Raw genomic sequence first — 18,801 nt, 5'->3', positions numbered from 1 at the left:
CCGGGCTTCTCCTCGCAGCTTGCAGCGTATCGCTTGCGGCTGCCTTACTTCACTTCCACCGCGAGGCTTTCAGCGATCTTCTTGTTCCAGATCGCCGGGCCGGTGATGTGCACCGACTCGCCGTTGGTATCGACGGCGACGGTGACCGGCATGTCCTTGACCTCGAACTCGTAGATGGCTTCCATCCCCAGCTCGGGGAAGGCCAGCACCTTGGACTTCTTGATCGCCTGGGCCACGAGGTAAGCGGCACCACCGACAGCCATCAGGTACACGGCCTTGTTGTCCTTGATCGCGTCGATGGCGATCGGACCACGCTCGGACTTGCCGATCATGCCCAGCAGGCCGGTCTGCTCGAGGATCTGACGGGTGAACTTGTCCATGCGGGTGGCGGTCGTCGGACCTGCCGGGCCCACCACTTCGTCACCGACCGGATCGACCGGGCCGACGTAGTAGATGAAGCGGCCTTTCAGGTCCACCGGCAGCGTTTCGCCCTTGTTCAGCATGTCGACCATGCGCTTGTGCGCGGCGTCGCGGCCGGTGAGCATCTTGCCGTTGAGCAGGATGGTCTCGCCCGGCTTCCAGCTCTGCACGTCTTCCGGGGTGATCTCGTCGAGGTTGACGCGGCGTGCGCTCGGGCCGGCTTCCCAGACGATTTCCGGGTAGGCGTCCAGATCCGGCGCTTCCAGCTCGGCAGGGCCGGAACCGTCGAGCACGAAGTGGGCGTGACGGGTGGCGGCGCAGTTGGGGATCATGCACACCGGCAGGCTGGCGGCGTGGGTCGGGTAGTCCATGATCTTGACGTCGAGCACGGTGGTCAGGCCGCCCAGGCCCTGGGCGCCGATGCCCAGCTGGTTGACCTTCTCGAACAGCTCCAGACGCAGCTCTTCGATGCGGTTCTGCGGGCCACGGGCCTGCAGTTCATGGATGTCGATGTGCTCCATCAGCACTTCCTTGGCCATGACCGCGGCTTTCTCGGCGGTGCCGCCGATGCCGATGCCGAGCATGCCCGGTGGGCACCAGCCGGCGCCCATGGTCGGCACGGTCTTCAGGACCCAGTCGACGATGGAGTCGGACGGGTTGAGCATGGCCATCTTCGACTTGTTCTCGGAGCCGCCGCCCTTGGCCGCGACGTCCACTTCCACCTTGTCACCGGGGACCAGCGAGTAGTGGATGACCGCCGGAGTGTTGTCCTTGGTGTTCTTCCTGCTGCCTGCCGGGTCGGCCAGGATCGAGGCGCGCAGGACGTTTTCCGGCAGGTTGTAGGCGCGACGCACGCCTTCGTTGATCATGTCGTCGACGCTCATGGTGGCGCCGTCCCAGCGCACGTCCATGCCGACCTTGACGAATACGGTGACGATACCGGTGTCCTGGCAGATCGGGCGGTGGCCCGTGGCGCACATGCGCGAGTTGATCAGGATCTGCGCCATGGAGTCCTTGGCGGCCGGCGACTCTTCCTTCAGGTAGGCCTCGTGCATGGCCTGGATGAAGTCAACGGGGTGGTAATAGGAGATGAACTGCAGCGCGTCGGCGACGCTCTGGATCAGGTCGTCCTGCTTGATCACGGTCATTGGGGCGCTCCTCTATCAGGGAACATCTATGAGCACGCGCCGGGTCATGACCTGGCGCGACGGCGAAAAGGGCATCTCAAAAAACACCTCGCCGGCGTGTCCTGCACGGCGGCAGTCCTGCGCGCGCAGCGCGGTGTTTTTTCGAGGTGCCCCGAAAAGGCGCGGCAGTATACCGCGACGGCCGCGACCGGCACAGCCGCCGAAGGTCGATGGCAAAGGCGGCGGGTGCTTGTCAGCGGCCTAGGATTTTTGTGATCACAGGGGTAGAGTAAGGCGATATGCCATTATGGGACGGAGCCCATGAGCCCAAGCACTCCTCGGGGAACGCAGCGCAGCCTGCAGAGCCTGTTGCTCAAACGCTTCGCCATGGCCTTCAGCACGTACGTGATGATGGCGCTCGTCTGTTGGTTTGCCGTGTTCAACGGCCTCTTCATCGGTTCCGTATCGACCGCGGCCTGGCTGACGCTGGGCGTCATGGGCAGCCAGCTGGTGTTTCTCTGGCTGTTTCTGTCCGGGCGCAACCTGCGTTTCGACGACCCCAGCCTGACCGAGGCCCAGGTGCTGGTGGCGCTGGCCTGGCAGCCACCGGTACTGGCCTTCTTCGACACTGCGCGTGGCGTCCTCATGGTCTTCTACGTGCTGATCCTGCTGTTCGGTGTGTTCCAGTTGCCGCCCCGGGTGTTCGTGCGCTGCGCGCTGTTCGCCTTCTTCGGCTTCACCGCGATGGTGCTGATCGAGGCCTACCGCATGCTGCTGGTGGACCCGAGCATGGCCTGGCTGCAGGTCTGGGTGCTGTTCATCCTGCTGGTCTGGCTGTGCCTGTTCTCCAGCTACGTGCAGGCGATGCGCAAGCGGGTGCGTCAGCGTCGTTTTGCCCTGCAGGCGCACCAGGACACCCTGCGCGGGATGATGCGGCAGCTGGAGGACCTGGTAGCCACCGACGAACTCACTGGGCTGTTCAACCGCCGGCATTTCCTGCGCCTGGCCGCACGCGAGCTGGAGAACATGGGGCCCGGACGGCAGCATGGCCTGGCGCTGATCGATCTGGACCATTTCAAGCGAATCAACGATGCTCACGGTCACGCTGCCGGTGACCGGGTCCTGCAGACCTTCGCCGCAGTCGCCCGCGCCTGTCTGCGTGATGGCGATGTCATTGCCCGCTACGGCGGTGAGGAGTTCGTCCTGTTGTTGCCCAATACCGATGCCGATCAGTTCACGGCCTGCTGCGAGCGTCTGCGCGAGGCCTTCGCCAGCGCCGAGCCGGTTGGCGTGGTGGTCGACAACCTGAGCCTTTCCGCCGGCATGACCCTGCTGCTCGCCGGGGACGAACTCGATGAAGCCCTGCAGCGCGCCGACCAGGCGCTCTACCAGGCCAAGCGCGGTGGCCGCAACCGTTGCGATGCCAGCTGGGAGCGTGCGGGTGCCTGAGCTGCGCGTGGGGGATCGGCAGTTGCAGGTCGCTGGCCAGAGCAATCTTCTCGATGCGCTGCTCGGTGGCGGTGTGGCGGTGCCCTACAGCTGCCGCGCGGGCAGTTGCCATGCCTGCATGGTGCGTTGCCTGAGCGGAGAACCGCTGGATCGTCGGCCGGAGGCGCTGGCCGCGGACAAGCGTGCGCAGGGCTGGCGCCTGGCCTGCCAGTGCCAGGTGGTGGGCGATCTCGAGGTGGAGCCCTTCGATCCGCAACGCGATGGCCTGCCAGCCAGGGTCGTTGCGCTCGACTGGCCGAGCCCGCAGGTCCTGCGCCTGCGCCTCGAATCGGCCAGGCCGCTGCGCTATCGCCCCGGCCAACACCTGGTGCTCTGGACCGAGCAAGGGGTGGCGCGTCCCTATTCGCTGGCCAGCGTGCCCGGCGAGGACGACTGGCTGGAGTTCCACATCGATTGCCGCCTGCCTGGCGCCTTCTGCGACGCTGCCCGTCGGCTGCAGCTCGGCGATGGCCTGAGGCTGGGGGAGCTGCGTGGCGGGGCGCTGCACTACGATGCCGACTGGCAGGCACGGCCACTCTGGCTACTGGCCGCCGGCACCGGGCTGGCGCCGTTGTACGGTGTGTTGCGAGAGGCGCTGCGCGAGCAGCACCAGGGTGCTATCCGCCTGCTGCACGTGGCGCACGAGGCGGCCGAACACTACCTGGCTGACGAGTTGCAGGCACTGGCGCAACAGAATGCGAATCTGCAGGTCAGCCTGGTGACGGCGGCGCAGTTGCCGGCTGCTTTGGCCGAACTGCGCCTTGTTTCGCGGCAGACCCTCGCCTTACTCTGCGGCCATCCTGAGACGGTCGAAAGCTTCTCGCGGCGCCTCTACATGGCCGGTCTGCCGCGCAGCCAGATGCTTGCCGACGTCTTCCTACCCCGCGCCTGAGGTGTAAGCCGCCGCCTCCGGCCTGCAGCACGCCAGCCAAGGCCCCGGAGCATTGCATGAACGAACATCTGCATATCGAACGTGATGGCGGTCTGTTGACCCTGCGCATGCAGCGCCCGGACAAGAAAAATGCCCTGACCCGCGCCATGTACGCCGGCATGGCCGAGGTGCTGGACGCAGCCGAACGCGACGCCAGCGTGCGCGTGCTGCTGCTGACTGGTGGCGAGACCTGCTTCACCAGTGGCAACGACGTCGCCGATTTCATCCAGGCACCGCCCACCGGCCTGAACAGTGAAGTCTTCCAGTTCATGCGCGCCCTGTTCGATTTCAGCAAGCCGGTAGTCGCCGCCGTGGCCGGGCCTGCGGTCGGCATCGGCACCACCCTGTTGCTGCATTGCGACCTGGTCTACGTCAGCGGCGATGCGCAGTTGAAAATGCCCTTCGTCAACCTCGGCCTGTGCCCCGAGTATGGCTCCAGCCTGATCCTGCCGCGCCTGCTGGGCCATGCGCGGGCGGCCGAGCTGCTGCTGCTTGGCCAGGGCTTCAGCGGGGAGCAGGCGGCCGCCTGGGGCATTGCCAACCAGGCGCTCGACGGTGGCGCGGCGACCCTGCGTGCGGCGCATGAGGCGGCGCTGCGTTTTCTCGATCTGGCCCCTTCGGCGGTCGCCGACAGCAAGCGGCTGATGCGTGCACCGGGGCGCGAGGAGCTGCGCAAGGTGATCGAGGAGGAGGGCGCCCTGTTCGGCCAGCGCCTGCGTTCGCCCGAGGCCATCGAGGCGCTGTCGGCGTTCATGCAACGCAGAAAGCCGGATTTCTCCCGGTTCGCCTGAGGCACCTGGCCGGAGTGCCGGCCCCGATTGCCCCTGGCGTCGACGCGCCGGCTTCCCGAGAATGGTCGACCGTACGGCATGCGCCGTGATCGACCCGCCTTGAGGACGCTTACATGACAGACCTGGTGATCCGCGAAGCAGCTCCGGAGCAGGTGCCGCTCGAACTGCTGTTGCTGGCCGACCCGAACGAGAGCAAGGTGCGTGCCTACCTGCCCGGCTGCCGTTGCTTCATCGCCGTGCAGAACGAGCAAGTACTGGGTGCCTGCGCGGTTACCCGGCCTGTGCACGGGGTGGCGGAGCTGATGAGCATCGCTGTCTGCGCACGCCAGCAGCGCAGTGGTGTCGGCAGTCGATTGCTGCGGGCGGTGATCGATGCCGTGCGCGATTGCGGCGCCCGTGCGCTGGAGGTCGGAACCGGCAGCTTCGGCTACCAGCTGGCGTTCTATCAGCGCCAGGGTTTTCGCGTCACGGCCATCGACCGTGATTTCTTCGTGCGCCATTACCCGCAGCCGATCCACGAGGAAGGCATCCAGCTGAGGGACATGCTGCGGCTGACGCTGGAGTTTGCCGAGCAGGCATGAAAAAGGCCGCTCGATGAGCGGCCTCTCCGGTTCAGCTGCGGGTCACACCATCTGATCGCCGACGTGGAGGATCTTCATGGTGTTGGTGCCGCCGGTACCATGGTAGCTATCGCCCTTGGTCAGGATGACCCAGTCGCCCGGTTCTACCACGCCACGCTTGAGCAGCTCGTCCACCGCGGCCTGGCTGACCTTGTTGGCCGGCAGAGAGGCGGGGTCGAACGGCACGGTGTAGACGCCACGGAACAGCGCCACGCGAGCCTGGGTGTCGCGGTGCGGGGTAAAGGCGAAGATCGGGATGTGCGAGCGGATGCGCGACATGATCAGCGGGCTGTAGCCGCTCTCGGTCAGGCTGATGATGGCCTTGACGCCGGGGAAGTGGTTGGCGGTGTACATGGTCGCCAGGGCCACGCTCTCGTCGCAGCGCTCGAAGGTACGGCCCAGGCGGTGGCTGGATTTCTGGCTGGTGGGGTGCTTCTCGGCACCCAGGCAGACGCGGGCCATGGCCTGCACGGCTTCCACCGGGTACTCGCCGGCGGCGCTCTCGGCCGACAGCATCACTGCATCGGTGTAGTCCAGCGCGGCGTTGGCCACGTCGGACACTTCGGCGCGGGTCGGCATCGGGCTGTGGATCATCGACTCCATCATCTGCGTCGCGGTGATCACCGCTTTGTTCAGGCGACGGGCGTGGGCGATGATCTTCTTCTGGATGCCGACCAGTTCGGCGTCGCCGATTTCCACGGCGAGGTCGCCACGGGCCACCATCACCGCGTCACTGGCGCGGATCAGGCCGTCGAGGGCTTCGTCGTCGGCCACCGCTTCGGCGCGCTCGATCTTGGCCACCAGCCAGGCGCTGCCGCCGGCTTCGCTCAGCAGGCGACGAGCGTATTCCATGTCGGCAGCGTCACGCGGGAAGGACACGGCCAGGTAGTCCAGCTCCATTTCGGCGGCGACCTTGATGTCGGCCTTGTCCTTGTCGGTCAGGGCAGGGGCGGTGAGGCCGCCGCCACGGCGGTTGATGCCCTTGTTGTCGGACAGCGGGCCGCCGATCAGCACGCGGCAGTGCAGTTCGTCGGCACCCTTGAGTTCGACGCGCATGACCACGCGACCGTCATCGAGCAGCAGGTCGTCACCGACGTCGCAGTCCTGGATCAGCGCCGGGTAGTCGATACCGACCACGTCCTGGTTGCCGGCAGTACGCGAGTGGCTGGAGGACAGGCGGAACAGGTCGCCGTCCTTCAGTTCGATACGCTTGTTCTCGAACTTGGCGATGCGGATCTTCGGCCCTTGCAGGTCACCGAGCAGGGCGACGTGACGACCGTGCTTGGCCGCCAGTTCACGGACCAGGGCAGCGCGCGCCTTGTGGTCATCCGGCGTGCCGTGGGAGAAGTTCAGGCGGGCCACGTCTAGGCCGGCGATGATCAGTTGCTCCAGCACTTCCGGCGAGCTGCTGGCCGGGCCCAGGGTGGCGACGATTTTGGTGCGGCGAAAGGTCATGCACGAACTCCCTAGTGAACGATGTCGGGGAGGCTACTACGGCGCCAGGCTGTAGTCATTGTTCCTGTGCACTACCCTTTGCCTGCCGGCTTGATCACCAGCAAATCGCATTCGACCCGCTCCAGCACCCGTTCCGCCGTGTGACCGATCAGCAGGCTGTCCAGATGCCCACGGGCGATGGCGCCCATCACCAGCAGACCGATATTGTGCTCGCGCACGAACTGCGGGATGACCTCTTCGGCGAAACCGTCCAGCAGGTGGGCGTGCCCGGGGTCGATGGCGTGCCGGGCGATCAGCGCGTCGAACGCCTGGCGATGCTCGTGATGGCACTGGGTCACGTAGTCTTCATATTCCTGCGCTACTTCGGCGTCGAACATCAGCGAACGCGGCAGCGGGGCCTGGGCATGCAGATAGTGGGCGTCCAGGCCCAGCCGGGCCTGCAGTGCCTGGCTGGTGGCGATCAACTGATGGTCGAGGGCGGCGGGCTTGTCGGCGCTGTGCAGCGGGTCGAGCGCGACGCACAGGTTGCTGCCTCGCGGTGCGGCGTCGTGCACCAGCCACAACGGCACCGGGCAGCGGCGGATCAGCTGCCAGCTGGCATCGCCGAACAGCAGGCGGCGCAGGGCGTTGCCAGGGTGGGCCGAGGTGAAGAGGATGTCCGGTTGCAGCACGGCGACGCGGGCGAGGATCTCCTCATGGCGGTGTTTGCTCCAGCGCACGTCCACCTCGATCTTGAGGCCTTCCTGGCTCAGGTGGGCGACGCTGGCCAGCAGGTCGGCATGGCGCTGCTGCACGAGGGTGTCGCGGATGCGCTGGAACAGGTGGCCGTCGAGCAGGCCGCCGTCGAGTTTCGGGTGGTAGTCGACCTGCAGCAGGTGCAACTCGGCCCCGGTCTGCCGGGCCAGCTCGGCGGCGCGCAGCAGGGCGGGCTGTTCTGCGTGTTCGGTGTCGATGACGACCAGCAGTCTTTGCAGTTTCATGGCAGCGTCCTCGGCCTGGGTGTCCTGACATTACAGACCCTGGCGCGGCGAACGGCATTGATGTGGGTCAGCGCGCGCCCGGATTCAGGGCCAGGTCGAGGTGGCGGGCGGCCTTGGCGTTCAGCTCGCCTTCGGGGAACTGCACCAGCAGGCGACGCAGGTAGGCGATGGCCTTGTCCCGGTTGGCGGCCGGGTTGTCCGGCGCCATGTGCATCAGGGCCAGCTGGTACAGCGCCTTTTCCTTGATGTCGGCGGGGACGTGCGGGTCCGCCAGGCCCAGCATGTAGAGTTGCTCGGCCTCGTCGACCCGGCCCTTGAGCACGGCGCGGCGCGACAACAGGGTCATGTCCGGATCGAGGCTGGGCTTGTACAGGTCGAGGTTCTGGCTGGGCTGCCAGTGCGCCAGCAGCTCGCGCGATGTCTGGTGGATAGGCGCGTCCTCGCGCTGGCGGATCGTCTCGATACGCTGCTCGGCGCGATTGGCCGCCTGGCTGGCGGGAAATTCGTTGAGCACCCGGTAGAAGTAATTGAGGGCCTTGGCGTCGTCGCGCTGCTCGTTGAAGCGGTTCATGTAGATCAGACCGATCTGGTACAGGGCGATGGCGCGTACCTCGTCACTCAGCTGGCGGTCACGGTAGCCCTCCAGATAGAGTGCCTCGGCCTTGTCGCTATGGGCGTCGCGAATGGCCAGGGCGCTGTAGGTCAGCAGGTCGCCTTCGTCCTCGATGGCCGCCGTCATGCGCTTGGTCTTCAGGGCCTTGTACTCGACCACCTCGTTGGTGGTGACCTGGGCGATGAACAGCGGGGTGGTCGGTGCGCAGGCACTCAGCAGGCAGGCGCCGACGGCGAGGGAAATCAGGCGAACGAACAGCATGCAGGCTCCTTGGCCGGAACGGGCCGATGTCGCGCAGTCTAGTCAGGGCGCTGGGTAGCGCCAAGGCGATGGCGGTAAAACCCATCGGAGGTTTGTCGCTGTTCAGTTTTTCCGGCGCCTGTCGATACACTGCACATCGGAGGAATTACCCATGCGAACCCTGATCATCCTGGCCGTGGCGCTGCTGGCCGCCGGCTGCACCCGTGTATCGCTCGACCACCACCTGAACAACGCCTACCGCGCGTACCACGAGGGTGACTGCTCGCGCGTCGAACTCGAACTGTCACAGGCCGAGCGCAAGAGTCGTTCGCGCACCTACCTGCAGCCGGAAATCTCCCTGCTGCGCGGGCAGTGCCTGGAGCGCGAGAGCCTGTTCGTCGACGCGGCACAGACCTACCAGTTCATCATCGGCCGCTACCCGGCCAGCGAGTATGCCTACCGTGCCCGTGCACGCCTGCAGACGCTCGAGCAGCTTGGCCACTACCATCCGGCCGCGACCGCCAAGGCCAGCCCGGCTGCGCTGTGAGCCATCGGTCGCGGGTCATTTCGTCGAGCTGCCGCGCGGTATAAGCTGGCGCATGTACCTCTGGAGGATGGCCATGCGCCGCTTGTTGTTGATCGCTGCTCTGCTACCGGCCCTGGCCACGGCGGAGATCTATCGCTGGACCGATGAGCAGGGCCAGGTGCACTTCGGCCAGCGCCCCGTCGCGGGCGCCGAGAGGGTCGAGGTGAAGCCGCAGGTCGTTGAGCGCGACGCGCAGACGCGCGAGCGTGAGGCGCGCAGCCAGCGCTTCTACGACGCCCGGCGCGACGAGCAGCAGCAGGCTGCCGCCGCAGCGGCCAACCAGCGCCAGGAACGGGCCAGTGAATGCCGTGATTTACAGCGCCGCCTGGCACAGATCCCGGAAGGTTTCTCGTACTACCGCACCGATGCCAACGGCGAGCGCATTTACTACAGTGATGAAGAGACGGATACCGCTCGTCGCAAGCTACGTGATCGCATCGCCGAACGTTGCGGCTAGGACTGGCCTAGTGGCCGGGGGCGGGCCATACTCAAGACCCTTTGTAGCGATTCGCCACCATGCGCAGCCAGCGTCGAATCGAACGCCATCAGTTGCCCTATTACCTGAAGGTGTTCAATCGCATCACCGACAAGCCGATGGGCTCCATCGGCAATGTCTCCCTGGACGGCCTGATGCTGATCAGCCAGCTGCCGCTGCTGGTGGGTGCGCGCTTCGACATGCGCCTGAAGATTCCCGGTCAGCAAGGTGTGCGCTTCATCGACGTCTCTGCCACCTGCCAGTGGTGCCGCGAGGATGTCACGCCGGGCTGCTATGACTCCGGCTTCGCGCTGGTCGCGCCCCCCGCCGAATATGTCGAGATGATCGAGGCGCTACGCTACTACTTCAGCTTCCATGGTCTGCCGGCATCGGCCTGAACATCACTCGTTTCAGTGCACCGCAGGTGCTCTCTGCAGATTGCGCAGGCGCTGACTCAGCTGCAGGCGCAGGCCTTCCTCCTCACAGAACAGCAGGGCACGCTCCAGGTCGTAGCGCTCGCCCTGCGGGCAATCGAGCTGCTGGTAGACGTCCGCACGGGCCAGGTGGTCGGCGAGGTTCGGCGGGCCGAGCTGGAGCACGCGCTCGGCATCCTTCAGCGCGGCCATGGGCTCGTCATGCTGCAGGTGCAGCTGCCGCAGGTTGCGTGACAGGCGCTGCAGCATGGCCGCTGCATCGGCGGTCTGCAGGTGCACGGCGCTGAGCTCCACCCCCGCGCCCTGTTGACGATACAGCTGCTCGCGACAGTCACGGGTGTACAGGCGGCGGCCGCCACAGGGGTCGAGCAGGTGGTCGGCGCCTGGCACGCGCAGCATGAAATGGCCGGGAAAATTCACCCCTTGCAGCGGAATGTCCAGGCGTCGTGCCAGCTCCAGGGCGATCAGCGCCAGCGACAGTGGCTGGCCACGGCGGCGGCGCAGCACCTCGTGGAGCAGGGCATGGCGTGGGCGTGTCACGCTTTCGTCGTCTTCCTGGTAGTCGAGTTCGGCGAGTCGGCGCAGCAGCGGCTGGGCCAGCTCGCGCGCGGGCAGGGCCGGCAGTCCGGCGCTGACCTGCAGCTGCAGTGCGTGCAGGTCGGCGAGCAGGTTCACCGGCTGCAACTGTTCGTCATGTTCGGCGGCGATCCACAGCGCTGCCTCGAACAGGGCAGGCGGGTCGCGTTGCAGGCACTGCAGACAGGCTTGGCGTGGGCTCATCGCATTCTCCGGTGGCTTCTGCTCTTGTAGCCCCTGGTCGAACGCTCGTCCAGTTGCCCTCACCTATACTGTGGCCTGAAGTCAGACCGGGAGCTCGCCCATGTTCAGCATGATGGAAGCCGCCCGCCTCGAGGCCCTGCATCTGGCTGACGATCCCGTCAGTGGCCTCAAGGCCGTTATCGCCATTCACAGTACCCGACTCGGGCCGGCGCTCGGTGGCTGCCGCTACCTGGCCTATCCCGACGAGCAGAGCGCCATCCGCGACGCCATCCGCCTGGCTCAGGGCATGAGCTACAAGGCGGCGCTGGCCGGCATCGACCACGGTGGCGGCAAGGCGGTGCTCATCCGCCCGGCGCACCTGGACAGCCGGGCCGCGCTGTTCGAAGCCTTCGGGCGCTTCATCGAAACGCTGAACGGACGTTACATCACCGCCGTCGACAGTGGCACCTCCAGCGCCGACATGGATTGCATCGCCCTGCATACCCGGCATGCAACCAGCACTTCCAGTGCGGGCGACCCGTCGCCGCATACGGCACTGGGCGTGTTCGCCGGTATCCGCGCCACTGCCCAGGCACGGTTGGGCGGGGATGATCTGGAAGGGTTGCGCATCGCCGTGCAGGGGCTGGGTAATGTCGGTTTCGCCCTGGCCGAGGCGTTGCATGCGGCGGGGGCCGAGCTGCTGGTCAGCGACCTCGACGCCGGGCGTGTGCAGCTGGCTGTCGAGCAGCTCGGTGCCCAGCCGATCGCCAGCGAAGCCTTGCTGACCACGCCCTGCGACATCCTCGCGCCCTGTGGCCTTGGCGGTGTGCTGAGCCGGCAGAGCGTCGCTCACCTGCGCTGCGCTGCGGTCGCCGGGGCGGCCAACAATCAGCTGGCCAGCCCGGAGATCGCCGACGAGCTGGAGGCTCGCGGCATCCTCTATGCGCCGGATTACGTGCTCAATGCCGGTGGCCTGATCTACGTGGCGTTACGTCACCGCGGCGAGGGGTTGCCGGCCATCACCGCCCACCTGGCGCGGATCAGCCAGCGCCTGACCGACATCTACGCCCACGCTCAGGCGGAGAAGCGCTCGCCCGCCAGAGTCGCCGACCGGTTGGCCGAGCACCTGCTGTACGAACGCTAGCATTCGCTCGCCTGGCCGCGCTGCGGGGCCAGGCGGAAGACCAGCGTCAGGCCCAGCAGGATCGCGGCCATGCCGACCAGGGCATGTGCCGAGAGCCGGTTGCCCAGCAGCAGATAGTCGAGCACGCCGGTGGTGACCGGCACCAGATAGAACAGGCTGGTGACGTTGACCAGGTTGCCGGCCTGGATCAGGCGGTACAGCAGCAACTGCGCGCCCACCGAGATCACCAGCCCCATCCACAGCAGTGGCAGCAACAGCCCGACATCGTACTCCACGCGCCAGTCCTGGCTCGGCAACAGCAGCAGGCTGGCCAGCAGGCACAGGCCGTACTGCAGCGGCAGTGCGTGCATGGGGCTCTGCCGCAGGTTCTTCTGGGCGATGCTGCCCAGGGTGATGCAGAGCAGGGCGCCGAGGGCGAACAGCATGCCGCTGACCGGCAGTGCGCTGTACAGCAGGCTGTCGCTGACGACGATCGCCAGGCCGCCGAGGGCCGTCAGCAGACCCAGCACGCGCAGCGGGGAGGCGTGCCGTTCCAGCAGCATCAGGGTCAGGATGGGTTGCACGCCCAGTACCGTGGCCAGTACGCCAGGCGTGATGCCCTCGGCCAGGGCCAGCATGTAGCAGATGCTGTAGCCGCCGATCATCAGCAGCCCGGCCCTGGCGGTCGAGCAGCGCAGGCCGCGTTGCGGCAACCAGATGCCGGAATGGCTGGCGAGCAACGCCAGGGCCGCGCAGGCCAGGGCGAAGCGCAGGACGAGAAAGGCGAACGGGGACGCATGGTCCAGGCCGAGGCGGGCAAATATGGCGCCGGCAGACCAGAGCAGCACGAACAAGGCTGTCGCGCCGTAGCTGGACAGAAGGGTCGAAGGGAAACGCATGATGGAACACCTGTCGATAAATCCGCGTGAGCTCCGTGCGCACGGGCGCAGCTCGGCAAGGCCGATAGGGCGGAGCGGGAAGGTGCGGGGTGAGCCCGCTTAGACGGCTGCCGGCGGAGGGGGAGTGCCGGCGTGACAGGCAGGTGGCGGCGCACAGCCATCGGCAGCGGCGCGGTAGGCGGCGCTGGCGAGATCGTTCGGGCGATGCGCGAGCAGGGTCATGGAAATGGGGCGACTCGGTTGTTGAGGTCCTGAGGCTAGCCTGAGCGGTCGGCGTGGTCAACCCGCATCGAACTCGCCCTGGTAGCACACTGCCGAACTCGGCGTGTCGCGTCGCAGCAGCTCCTCCTCGAGGAACTCCGCCAGCACGCGTGCGTTGTTGTGCACCTCATCGCGTGCGGCGTAGAGCAGCGTCAGGGTGCCGCCTGCCGCCCAGTGCAGCAGGCGCTGCCAATGCTCGGGGTGGCAGGCCAGTTCGTGGCGGTAGGCTGCGCGAAAGTCGGCGAAGGCATGGGCGCGATGGCCAAAGCCCTTGCGCAGGGCGGTCGATGGCGCGACATCGGGCAGCCAGGCGTCGCACGCCAGGACGTCCTTCGCCAGGCCTCTCGGCCACAGGCGGTCGACCAGCACACGCTGCCCGTCGCAGGTTTCGGCTTCCAGGTACACCCGTTTGCAGCGGATCATCGAACCGGCTCCTTGCCTGCGGCAACGCTGCACTTGGCGTCGTGCGCGTGCTCGTTTAGCGTGGGGGAGGAGGAATCACCATGGACTATTTCATCATCGTCGTCACTACTGCGGCCGGCCTGTACTTTCACTGGTGGCTGTTTCGCCGCATTCGTCAGTGGAGTGACCGCGACCTGGCACTTTCCTTCGCCGAGGGAGACGAGCCCAAGCGTCAGTACATGCTGGAGCAACTGGCCCGTGCCCGGCACGAGGGCATCAGCCGCCGTGAACTGCCTGCCTGGCTGGAGCAGGCTGCGACGCAGTATCGGCCAGGCAGCGCATGACCCCGAGGCCTCGGCCGTCGAGTACGGCGAGGCCTGCCGGGCTGGTCATTCGCTGGCGGCTTCGGCCTCGAGTTCGTCGAGCGCATCCGGCTGGTTCTTGAAGGCCTTGGCGAACACGTCGCGGTTCTTGGCCATGAAAATGCCGATTTCCTCGCCTTGCTCCTCGTTCAGCGACGGCACTGCCTTGTGCAGCACCTCGGTCAGGCGCTCGGCCAGTTCGAGCATCTTGTCGTAACGATCGGCTTCGGCCTTATCCATGAACAAGCGCTCCGGGTCGCGACTGCTGCGGTACACCACTTCGACGGCCATTCATCACCTCATCTGCCTTCATGCGTGTCTATCGGTAACTGTTTATTTGTACAGTGATCGAAGCATAAAGAACTCGCTGCCGTTTTGCCAGCAGCGAGTGCCAGGAATTCAGCGGTCGCTACGGATCGGGCTGAATTCGGCGGGTACCCAGGCATAGCCCTGGGTGTCCTTGCGTACGTGGCCGAGGCCGGGGAAGGGCAGGTGCGCGCCGGCCACCCAGAGCTTGTCCCTGGCTGCTTCGGCGAGGAGGCGCTGGCGGGATTCCAGGGCCTTGGCGCTGTCGACGTCGAACTCGATGACCACCTCCGGCCTGGCGAACTGCACGGCATGGTTGTGCACGATGTCGCCCCATACCAGCAGGCTCTGCCCGCCCGACTGGAACAGGTAGGACGTGTGTCCTGGGGTATGGCCGGGGCTGGCCACCAGGCTGACGCCGGGCAGCAGCTCGCCCTGCGCCTCGTAGGGCTTGAGCTTGTTCAGCCTGGCGTAGGGCGCAACGGCCTGCTGCGCCAGCTTGAACATGCCCTGCATGCCTTCGGGGGCCTTGGCCATGGTCGCCTCGTCGAGCCAGAAGTCGGCTTCCGCCTGGGGTACTTCCACGGTCGCGTTGGGGTAGGCCGGGCTGCCGTCGGCGTTGACCAGGCCGCAGGCATGGTCCGGATGCAGGTGGGTGAGCAGCACGGTATCGACCTGTTCCGGCTGGTAGCCGGACGCCTTGAGGTTGTTCTGCACCACGCCCAGCGTAGGGCCGAAGCACTGGGCGGCGCCGGTGTCGACCAGCACCAGATTGTCACCGGTATTGATCAGGTAGGCGTTGACCGCGGTCTGCACGCCTTTCTCGGATGCGACGAACATGCGCGCCAGCAACGACTGCAGGTCCTTGTCGTCGATGCCCTTGAGCAGGCTGGCCGGCAGGTCGGTGTAGCCGTCGTACAGGGCCGTGACCTCGAAGTCCCCGAGCGCCATGCGGTAGTAGCCCGGCACCTGGGTCTTCTGTGGTGCCGGTGCGGCTGCCTGCAACGGCAGGCTGACCAGGGCGATCATGGCGGATGACAAGGCGGTGCTCAGCGAGAAAAGACGCATGGGGAGATCCTTCGTTGAGTGGGGATGCCGCAGTGTGCGATGCCGGAGGCCGTCTTGGCGAGCCTGTCCTGTGCTTTCAGCGTCGAGGCGCCTGCTCCGGCTAGGCCTTGCGTCACATCGCCGCATCATCCTCGCGTGGGTCTTTTTCCTGCATGATGGTGGCCTGTGAATGCCCACGGTGGGTGTTCGGGACGTCGTGCCGGTTTGCTGGGGAGTTGAAGGATGAATTGGGCTGAGCGCTTGCGCGAACACATGCACGGTCTGGCGGAGTCGCTGGGCAACCTGCTGATGGAGGCGTTCCATTATCTGGCGCTGTTCGCCATCGGGGCGATCACCGCCTGGGCCGGGGTGATGGCCTTCATCGGCATGCTGGAGAAGGGCCACATCACGGTCGATGACATCCTGCTGCTGTTCATCTACCTGGAGCTGGCGGCCATGGTGGGGATCTACTTCAAGACCAACCACATGCCGATCCGCTTCATGATCTACGTGGCGATCACCGCGCTGACGCGCCTGATGATCTCCGACATCTCCCACACCCACAAACCAAGCTGGGGCGTGGTGATGGTGTCCGGGGCGATCCTCCTGCTGGCACTGGCGATTCTGGTGGTGCGCTATGCCTCGTCGCGCTTCCCTGCGGCTGCTGGCCCGGTGCCGCGTGGCAAGGTGCGCAACCGCGAGGATGCCGAAGCGGAGCGCGACGATGCGGCCGACTGAGGCGCATCCGCTATTGCAGCGGGGCGAACAGGGCGGCCAGGTCCGCCTCGTCCAGCTGCCACTGTCCCTGGCCACCGCTGCCTAGCACGCCCTCGGCCAGGCTGGCCTTGGCTTGCTGCAGGTGCTGGATCTTCTCCTCGACGCTGCCACGGGCGATCAGCTTGTAGACGAACACCGGCTTGTCCTGGCCGATGCGGTAGGCGCGGTCGCTGGCCTGGGCTTCGGCGGCAGGGTTCCACCAGGGATCGAAATGGATCACGGTGTCCGCTGCGGTGAGGTTCAGGCCGCTGCCGCCGGCCTTGAGGCTGATCAGGAACACCGGGAATTCGCCGGCCTGGAAGCGTTGCACTGGTGTGCGTCGGTCCTGGGTGCTGCCGGTCAGCTTGGCGTAGGCGATCTTGCGTGCCTGCAGCTCCTGCTCGATCAGCGCCAGCATCGAGGTGAACTGCGAGAACAGCAGCACACGGCGGCCTTCTTCGACCAGCTCCACGAGCATGTCCAGCAGGGCGCTGAGCTTGCCCGAGTCGGCGGCGCTCAGGTCGCTCGCGTCGTCGCCGAGCAGGCGCAGGTCACAGCAGCTCTGGCGCAGGCGCAACAGGGCTTCGAGGATGACGATATGGCTGCGTGCCAGGCCCTGGCGGGCAATCTCGTCGCGCACCTTCTGGTCCATGGCCAGGCGCAGGGTTTCGTAGCGGTCGCGCTGCAGCTGGGTCATCTCGACCCACTGGATGATCTCGGTCTTCGGCGGCAGCTCGCTGGCCACCTGCTCCTTGGTGCGGCGCAGGAGGAAGGGGCGGATGCGCCCGCCCAGGTGTGCCAGGCGCTGGGCATCGCCACGCTTCTCGATGGGCGTGCGGTAGTCGCGGGTGAAGGCCTTGGCGTCGCCCAGCCAGCCGGGCATGAGGAAGTGGAACAGCGACCACAGCTCACCCAGGTGATTCTCCAGCGGCGTGCCGGTCAGGCACAGGCGCAGGTCGGCCTGTACCTGCGCAGCGGCAGTGGCGGCCTTGCTGCGGGGGTTCTTGATGTTCTGCGCCTCGTCGAGAATCAGCAGGCGATAAGACTGCTGGTTCAGCGCCTTGAGGTCGCGCGGCAGCAGGGCGTAGGTGGTGAGGATCAGGTCGTGCGCGGCGATCTCCTCGAACAGCGCCTTGCGCTTGTTGCCGTGCAGGGCGAGCACGCGCAACTGCGGGGTGAAGCGGGCCGCCTCGTCCTGCCAGTTGGGGATCAGGCTGGTGGGCATGACGATCAGCGCGGGCTTGTCGAGGCGTCCGGCCTGCTTTTCGCAGAGCACATGGGCCAGTGTCTGCAGGGTCTTGCCCAGGCCCATGTCATCGGCCAGCACACCGCCCACGCGCAGTTCGGCGAGGGTCTGCATCCAGTTCAGTCCCTCTAGCTGATAGGCGCGCAGTTCGGCCTGCAGGCCCGCAGGCGCGGCCACTTCTCTGACCTGCAGTCGTTGCAGGCGCTGGGCGAAGCCGCGCAGCTCGTCACCGCCTTGCCAGTTCAGCGTCGGACCCTGCGCCAGCTCCGCCAGGCGTGCGGCATCGGCACGGCCCAGGCGCAGCGGCAGGTGATCCTCGCCCGGATCGCGGAAATACAGCTCACCCAGCGTCGCCAGCAGCGGCTTGAGGCGGGCGAATGGCAGGGCGATGCGCTTGCCGCCCTGGGGCAGGTTGACCAGCAGGCGATCCTCGTCGGAACGCTGGGCCAGCGCTTCGGGCGTCAGCAGCCAGGGCGTGCGGCGAATCGCCTGCAGGAGGATCGGCAGCAGGCTCAGGCGCTGACCTTCCACCTCGATGCCGAGCTCCAGGTCGAACCAGTTCTGCTGCGGGTCTTCCTCGACTTCGGCGTACCAGTCCTCGACTTCCGCCAGGTTGTACTGGAAGTCCGGGCGCATGTGGATCTGCCAGCCTTCGGCGCGCAGTTGCGGCAACTGGTTCTGCACGAAGCCGAGCCAGTCGCGCTCGCCCTCCAGCTCGAACGGCTCGCCGGCATCGGCTGGCAGGGCGTCGCTCTGCCGCAGGGCGACCTGCAGGCCAAGCTGTTCCAGACGCTTGCGCAGCCGCGCCTCGGCGTTCGCATCGCGGATGACGCGCAGGTTCAGGTCGGCCTGGAGGCGCTTGACCAGGTCCTTGGCCGGTTTGCCGAAAGTCAGATGCCCGGCGTAGTCGAAGGCCAGTGCGGCGCGGTGCTGGGTCTGTTCCAGCATGCGCCCCTTGCGTGCATCGAAGTGCACGCGCACATGGCTGCCCAGGGTCAGCACCGGGACGGGGCTGATGCCCTCCAGGCGCTGTTCGGCGACTTCCTTGCTCGGCACGATCAGCTCGGACAGGTCTGCGCCGCTCTTCTGCACGGCTTCCAGGGTGAGCAGGGCGGCGACCACGTGCTTGCAGTTGAAGCCGACCGGGCAGCTGCAGTGCCCGGTCACGCTCCACTTGCGCCCGTAGGGGTGCAGGGTGATGCGCTGCTGGTAGGTCTGGCCGGAGCCCCGGCAGTTCGCCAGGAGGCTGTGATCCCTGAGGCTGAGCAGCTTGCTGCGCTTTTCCTCGGCGTAGGCGATGCCCCGGCGCAGGTCGCCGGCGCCGAACTCGGAACGCCAGTCTTCCTGGCGCAGATGATGGATGTCGAGGGGCATCAGAACAGCCCCACAGTGGCGAAGGTTTGACGCATGAGCCAGCCGCGTGAATGCAAAGGGACCGATTTTCGCACAGGCGCGGGTGCTTGCGCAGGCACCCATGGTC

The 18,801-nt window shown here is 66.5% G+C and carries 20 protein-coding genes; 10 read left to right on the top strand and 10 right to left on the bottom strand.

The window, feature by feature from the left end:
- Positions 1–44 precede the first annotated feature (44 nt).
- Complete coding sequence (locus FIV02_RS13245; RefSeq protein WP_037048077.1) at positions 45–1,568, bottom strand: fumarate hydratase; 1,524 nt, start codon at positions 1,566–1,568, stop codon at positions 45–47.
- 300 nt (positions 1,569–1,868) lie between these two features.
- Here FIV02_RS13245 and FIV02_RS13240 point away from each other — a divergent pair, with 300 nt between their 5' ends.
- From FIV02_RS13240 to FIV02_RS13225, 4 genes are all read left to right on the top strand, one after another.
- The gene (locus tag FIV02_RS13240; protein ID WP_037048075.1) at positions 1,869–2,996 is read left to right on the top strand and encodes a diguanylate cyclase; all 1,128 of its coding nucleotides are present in this window, start codon (positions 1,869–1,871) and stop codon (positions 2,994–2,996) included.
- Positions 2,989–3,927: an iron-sulfur-binding ferredoxin reductase gene (locus FIV02_RS13235; protein WP_152488871.1), complete on the top strand. Its 939-nt coding sequence runs from the start codon at positions 2,989–2,991 to the stop codon at positions 3,925–3,927. The genes FIV02_RS13240 and FIV02_RS13235 overlap by 8 nt, the downstream gene beginning before the upstream one ends.
- Before the next feature lie 56 nt (positions 3,928–3,983).
- Positions 3,984–4,757, top strand: coding sequence for an enoyl-CoA hydratase (locus tag FIV02_RS13230; RefSeq protein WP_152488870.1), 774 nt, complete (start codon positions 3,984–3,986; stop codon positions 4,755–4,757).
- 113 nt (positions 4,758–4,870) lie between these two features.
- On the top strand, positions 4,871–5,338 hold the full coding sequence (locus tag FIV02_RS13225) for a GNAT family N-acetyltransferase (RefSeq protein ID WP_152488869.1): 468 nt from the start codon (positions 4,871–4,873) through the stop codon (positions 5,336–5,338).
- A gap of 42 nt (positions 5,339–5,380) precedes the next feature.
- Here FIV02_RS13225 and pyk read toward each other — a convergent pair whose 3' ends face one another.
- The 3 genes from pyk to FIV02_RS13210 form a co-directional block, all read right to left on the bottom strand.
- Positions 5,381–6,832 carry a pyruvate kinase gene (pyk, locus tag FIV02_RS13220; protein WP_047592946.1) on the bottom strand — a complete coding sequence of 484 codons (1,452 nt, stop codon included), beginning with the start codon at positions 6,830–6,832 and terminating at the stop codon, positions 5,381–5,383.
- Positions 6,833–6,903: 71 nt separating this feature from the next.
- Complete coding sequence (locus tag FIV02_RS13215) at positions 6,904–7,812, bottom strand: universal stress protein (protein WP_152488868.1); 909 nt, start codon at positions 7,810–7,812, stop codon at positions 6,904–6,906.
- Between the two features lie 67 nt (positions 7,813–7,879).
- Positions 7,880–8,686: a tetratricopeptide repeat protein gene (locus FIV02_RS13210; RefSeq protein WP_152488867.1), complete on the bottom strand. Its 807-nt coding sequence runs from the start codon at positions 8,684–8,686 to the stop codon at positions 7,880–7,882.
- Between the two features lie 151 nt (positions 8,687–8,837).
- Here FIV02_RS13210 and FIV02_RS13205 point away from each other — a divergent pair, with 151 nt between their 5' ends.
- The 3 genes from FIV02_RS13205 (at position 8,838) to FIV02_RS13195 (ending at position 10,124) form a co-directional block, all read left to right on the top strand.
- Entirely contained in the window at positions 8,838–9,212 is a 375-nt protein-coding gene (locus FIV02_RS13205) for a tol-pal system YbgF family protein (RefSeq protein ID WP_152488866.1), read from the top strand.
- Positions 9,213–9,285: 73 nt separating this feature from the next.
- On the top strand, positions 9,286–9,708 hold the full coding sequence (locus FIV02_RS13200) for a DUF4124 domain-containing protein (RefSeq protein ID WP_152488865.1): 423 nt from the start codon (positions 9,286–9,288) through the stop codon (positions 9,706–9,708).
- Positions 9,709–9,767: 59 nt separating this feature from the next.
- A complete protein-coding gene (locus tag FIV02_RS13195) occupies positions 9,768–10,124 on the top strand; it encodes a PilZ domain-containing protein (RefSeq protein WP_037048051.1) in 357 nt (118 codons plus the stop codon).
- Between the two features lie 12 nt (positions 10,125–10,136).
- Here the strand turns inward: FIV02_RS13195 and FIV02_RS13190 are convergent, their stop codons facing one another.
- Complete coding sequence (locus FIV02_RS13190; protein ID WP_152488864.1) at positions 10,137–10,940, bottom strand: SirB1 family protein; 804 nt, start codon at positions 10,938–10,940, stop codon at positions 10,137–10,139.
- A 100-nt stretch (positions 10,941–11,040) separates the two neighbouring features.
- Between FIV02_RS13190 and FIV02_RS13185 the strand changes: the two genes are divergently transcribed.
- Positions 11,041–12,063, top strand: coding sequence for a Glu/Leu/Phe/Val dehydrogenase dimerization domain-containing protein (locus tag FIV02_RS13185; RefSeq protein WP_152488863.1), 1,023 nt, complete (start codon positions 11,041–11,043; stop codon positions 12,061–12,063).
- On the opposite strand, the gene FIV02_RS13180 is transcribed toward FIV02_RS13185, so the two are convergent.
- Both FIV02_RS13180 and FIV02_RS13175 read right to left on the bottom strand, forming a co-directional pair.
- Complete coding sequence (locus tag FIV02_RS13180; protein ID WP_152488862.1) at positions 12,060–12,941, bottom strand: DMT family transporter; 882 nt, start codon at positions 12,939–12,941, stop codon at positions 12,060–12,062. The two genes, FIV02_RS13185 and FIV02_RS13180, sit on opposite strands and share 4 nt — an antisense overlap.
- A gap of 279 nt (positions 12,942–13,220) precedes the next feature.
- Entirely contained in the window at positions 13,221–13,625 is a 405-nt protein-coding gene (locus tag FIV02_RS13175; protein ID WP_152488861.1) for a DUF488 domain-containing protein, read from the bottom strand.
- A gap of 80 nt (positions 13,626–13,705) precedes the next feature.
- On the opposite strand from FIV02_RS13175, the gene FIV02_RS13170 reads away from it, so the two are divergent.
- Positions 13,706–13,948: a hypothetical protein gene (locus tag FIV02_RS13170; protein WP_037048040.1), complete on the top strand. Its 243-nt coding sequence runs from the start codon at positions 13,706–13,708 to the stop codon at positions 13,946–13,948.
- A 45-nt stretch (positions 13,949–13,993) separates the two neighbouring features.
- Here the strand turns inward: FIV02_RS13170 and FIV02_RS13165 are convergent, their stop codons facing one another.
- On the bottom strand, positions 13,994–14,257 hold the full coding sequence (locus tag FIV02_RS13165) for a YebG family protein (RefSeq protein WP_037048038.1): 264 nt from the start codon (positions 14,255–14,257) through the stop codon (positions 13,994–13,996).
- Between the two features lie 108 nt (positions 14,258–14,365).
- A complete protein-coding gene (locus FIV02_RS13160) occupies positions 14,366–15,340 on the bottom strand; it encodes an MBL fold metallo-hydrolase (protein ID WP_152488860.1) in 975 nt (324 codons plus the stop codon).
- Positions 15,341–15,562: 222 nt separating this feature from the next.
- Between FIV02_RS13160 and FIV02_RS13155 the strand changes: the two genes are divergently transcribed.
- A complete protein-coding gene (locus FIV02_RS13155; RefSeq protein WP_037048030.1) occupies positions 15,563–16,057 on the top strand; it encodes a phosphate-starvation-inducible protein PsiE in 495 nt (164 codons plus the stop codon).
- Between the two features lie 10 nt (positions 16,058–16,067).
- On the opposite strand, the gene FIV02_RS13150 is transcribed toward FIV02_RS13155, so the two are convergent.
- Positions 16,068–18,695, bottom strand: a complete 2,628-nt coding sequence (locus FIV02_RS13150) for a DEAD/DEAH box helicase (RefSeq protein ID WP_152488859.1) — start codon at positions 18,693–18,695, stop codon at positions 16,068–16,070.
- Positions 18,696–18,801 lie beyond the last annotated feature (106 nt).

Source organism: Pseudomonas sp. THAF187a, assembly GCF_009363395.1.
In the GTDB taxonomy this organism is placed as follows: Bacteria; Pseudomonadota; Gammaproteobacteria; order Pseudomonadales; family Pseudomonadaceae; genus Aquipseudomonas; species Aquipseudomonas khazarica.
This window is presented reverse-complemented; position numbering and strand designations above follow the sequence as displayed.

Excerpts from the sequence above, each read along its gene's own strand:
- FIV02_RS13190 (WP_152488864.1), bottom strand. The coding sequence starts at position 10,940 with ATGAGCCCACGCCAAGCCTGTCTGCAGTGCCTGCAACGCGACCCGCCT.
- FIV02_RS13200 (WP_152488865.1), top strand. The coding sequence starts at position 9,286 with ATGCGCCGCTTGTTGTTGATCGCTGCTCTGCTACCGGCCCTGGCCACG.
- FIV02_RS13150 (WP_152488859.1), bottom strand. The coding sequence starts at position 18,695 with ATGCCCCTCGACATCCATCATCTGCGCCAGGAAGACTGGCGTTCCGAG.
- FIV02_RS13170 (WP_037048040.1), top strand. The coding sequence starts at position 13,706 with ATGGACTATTTCATCATCGTCGTCACTACTGCGGCCGGCCTGTACTTT.
- FIV02_RS13180 (WP_152488862.1), bottom strand. The coding sequence starts at position 12,941 with ATGCGTTTCCCTTCGACCCTTCTGTCCAGCTACGGCGCGACAGCCTTG.
- pyk (WP_047592946.1), bottom strand. The coding sequence starts at position 6,832 with ATGACCTTTCGCCGCACCAAAATCGTCGCCACCCTGGGCCCGGCCAGC.
- FIV02_RS13245 (WP_037048077.1), bottom strand. The coding sequence starts at position 1,568 with ATGACCGTGATCAAGCAGGACGACCTGATCCAGAGCGTCGCCGACGCG.
- FIV02_RS13160 (WP_152488860.1), bottom strand. The coding sequence starts at position 15,340 with ATGCGTCTTTTCTCGCTGAGCACCGCCTTGTCATCCGCCATGATCGCC.
- FIV02_RS13230 (WP_152488870.1), top strand. The coding sequence starts at position 3,984 with ATGAACGAACATCTGCATATCGAACGTGATGGCGGTCTGTTGACCCTG.
- FIV02_RS13215 (WP_152488868.1), bottom strand. The coding sequence starts at position 7,812 with ATGAAACTGCAAAGACTGCTGGTCGTCATCGACACCGAACACGCAGAA.
- FIV02_RS13165 (WP_037048038.1), bottom strand. The coding sequence starts at position 14,257 with ATGGCCGTCGAAGTGGTGTACCGCAGCAGTCGCGACCCGGAGCGCTTG.
- FIV02_RS13155 (WP_037048030.1), top strand. The coding sequence starts at position 15,563 with ATGAATTGGGCTGAGCGCTTGCGCGAACACATGCACGGTCTGGCGGAG.
- FIV02_RS13175 (WP_152488861.1), bottom strand. The coding sequence starts at position 13,625 with ATGATCCGCTGCAAACGGGTGTACCTGGAAGCCGAAACCTGCGACGGG.
- FIV02_RS13195 (WP_037048051.1), top strand. The coding sequence starts at position 9,768 with ATGCGCAGCCAGCGTCGAATCGAACGCCATCAGTTGCCCTATTACCTG.
- FIV02_RS13225 (WP_152488869.1), top strand. The coding sequence starts at position 4,871 with ATGACAGACCTGGTGATCCGCGAAGCAGCTCCGGAGCAGGTGCCGCTC.
- FIV02_RS13240 (WP_037048075.1), top strand. The coding sequence starts at position 1,869 with ATGAGCCCAAGCACTCCTCGGGGAACGCAGCGCAGCCTGCAGAGCCTG.
- FIV02_RS13205 (WP_152488866.1), top strand. The coding sequence starts at position 8,838 with ATGCGAACCCTGATCATCCTGGCCGTGGCGCTGCTGGCCGCCGGCTGC.
- FIV02_RS13185 (WP_152488863.1), top strand. The coding sequence starts at position 11,041 with ATGTTCAGCATGATGGAAGCCGCCCGCCTCGAGGCCCTGCATCTGGCT.
- FIV02_RS13210 (WP_152488867.1), bottom strand. The coding sequence starts at position 8,686 with ATGCTGTTCGTTCGCCTGATTTCCCTCGCCGTCGGCGCCTGCCTGCTG.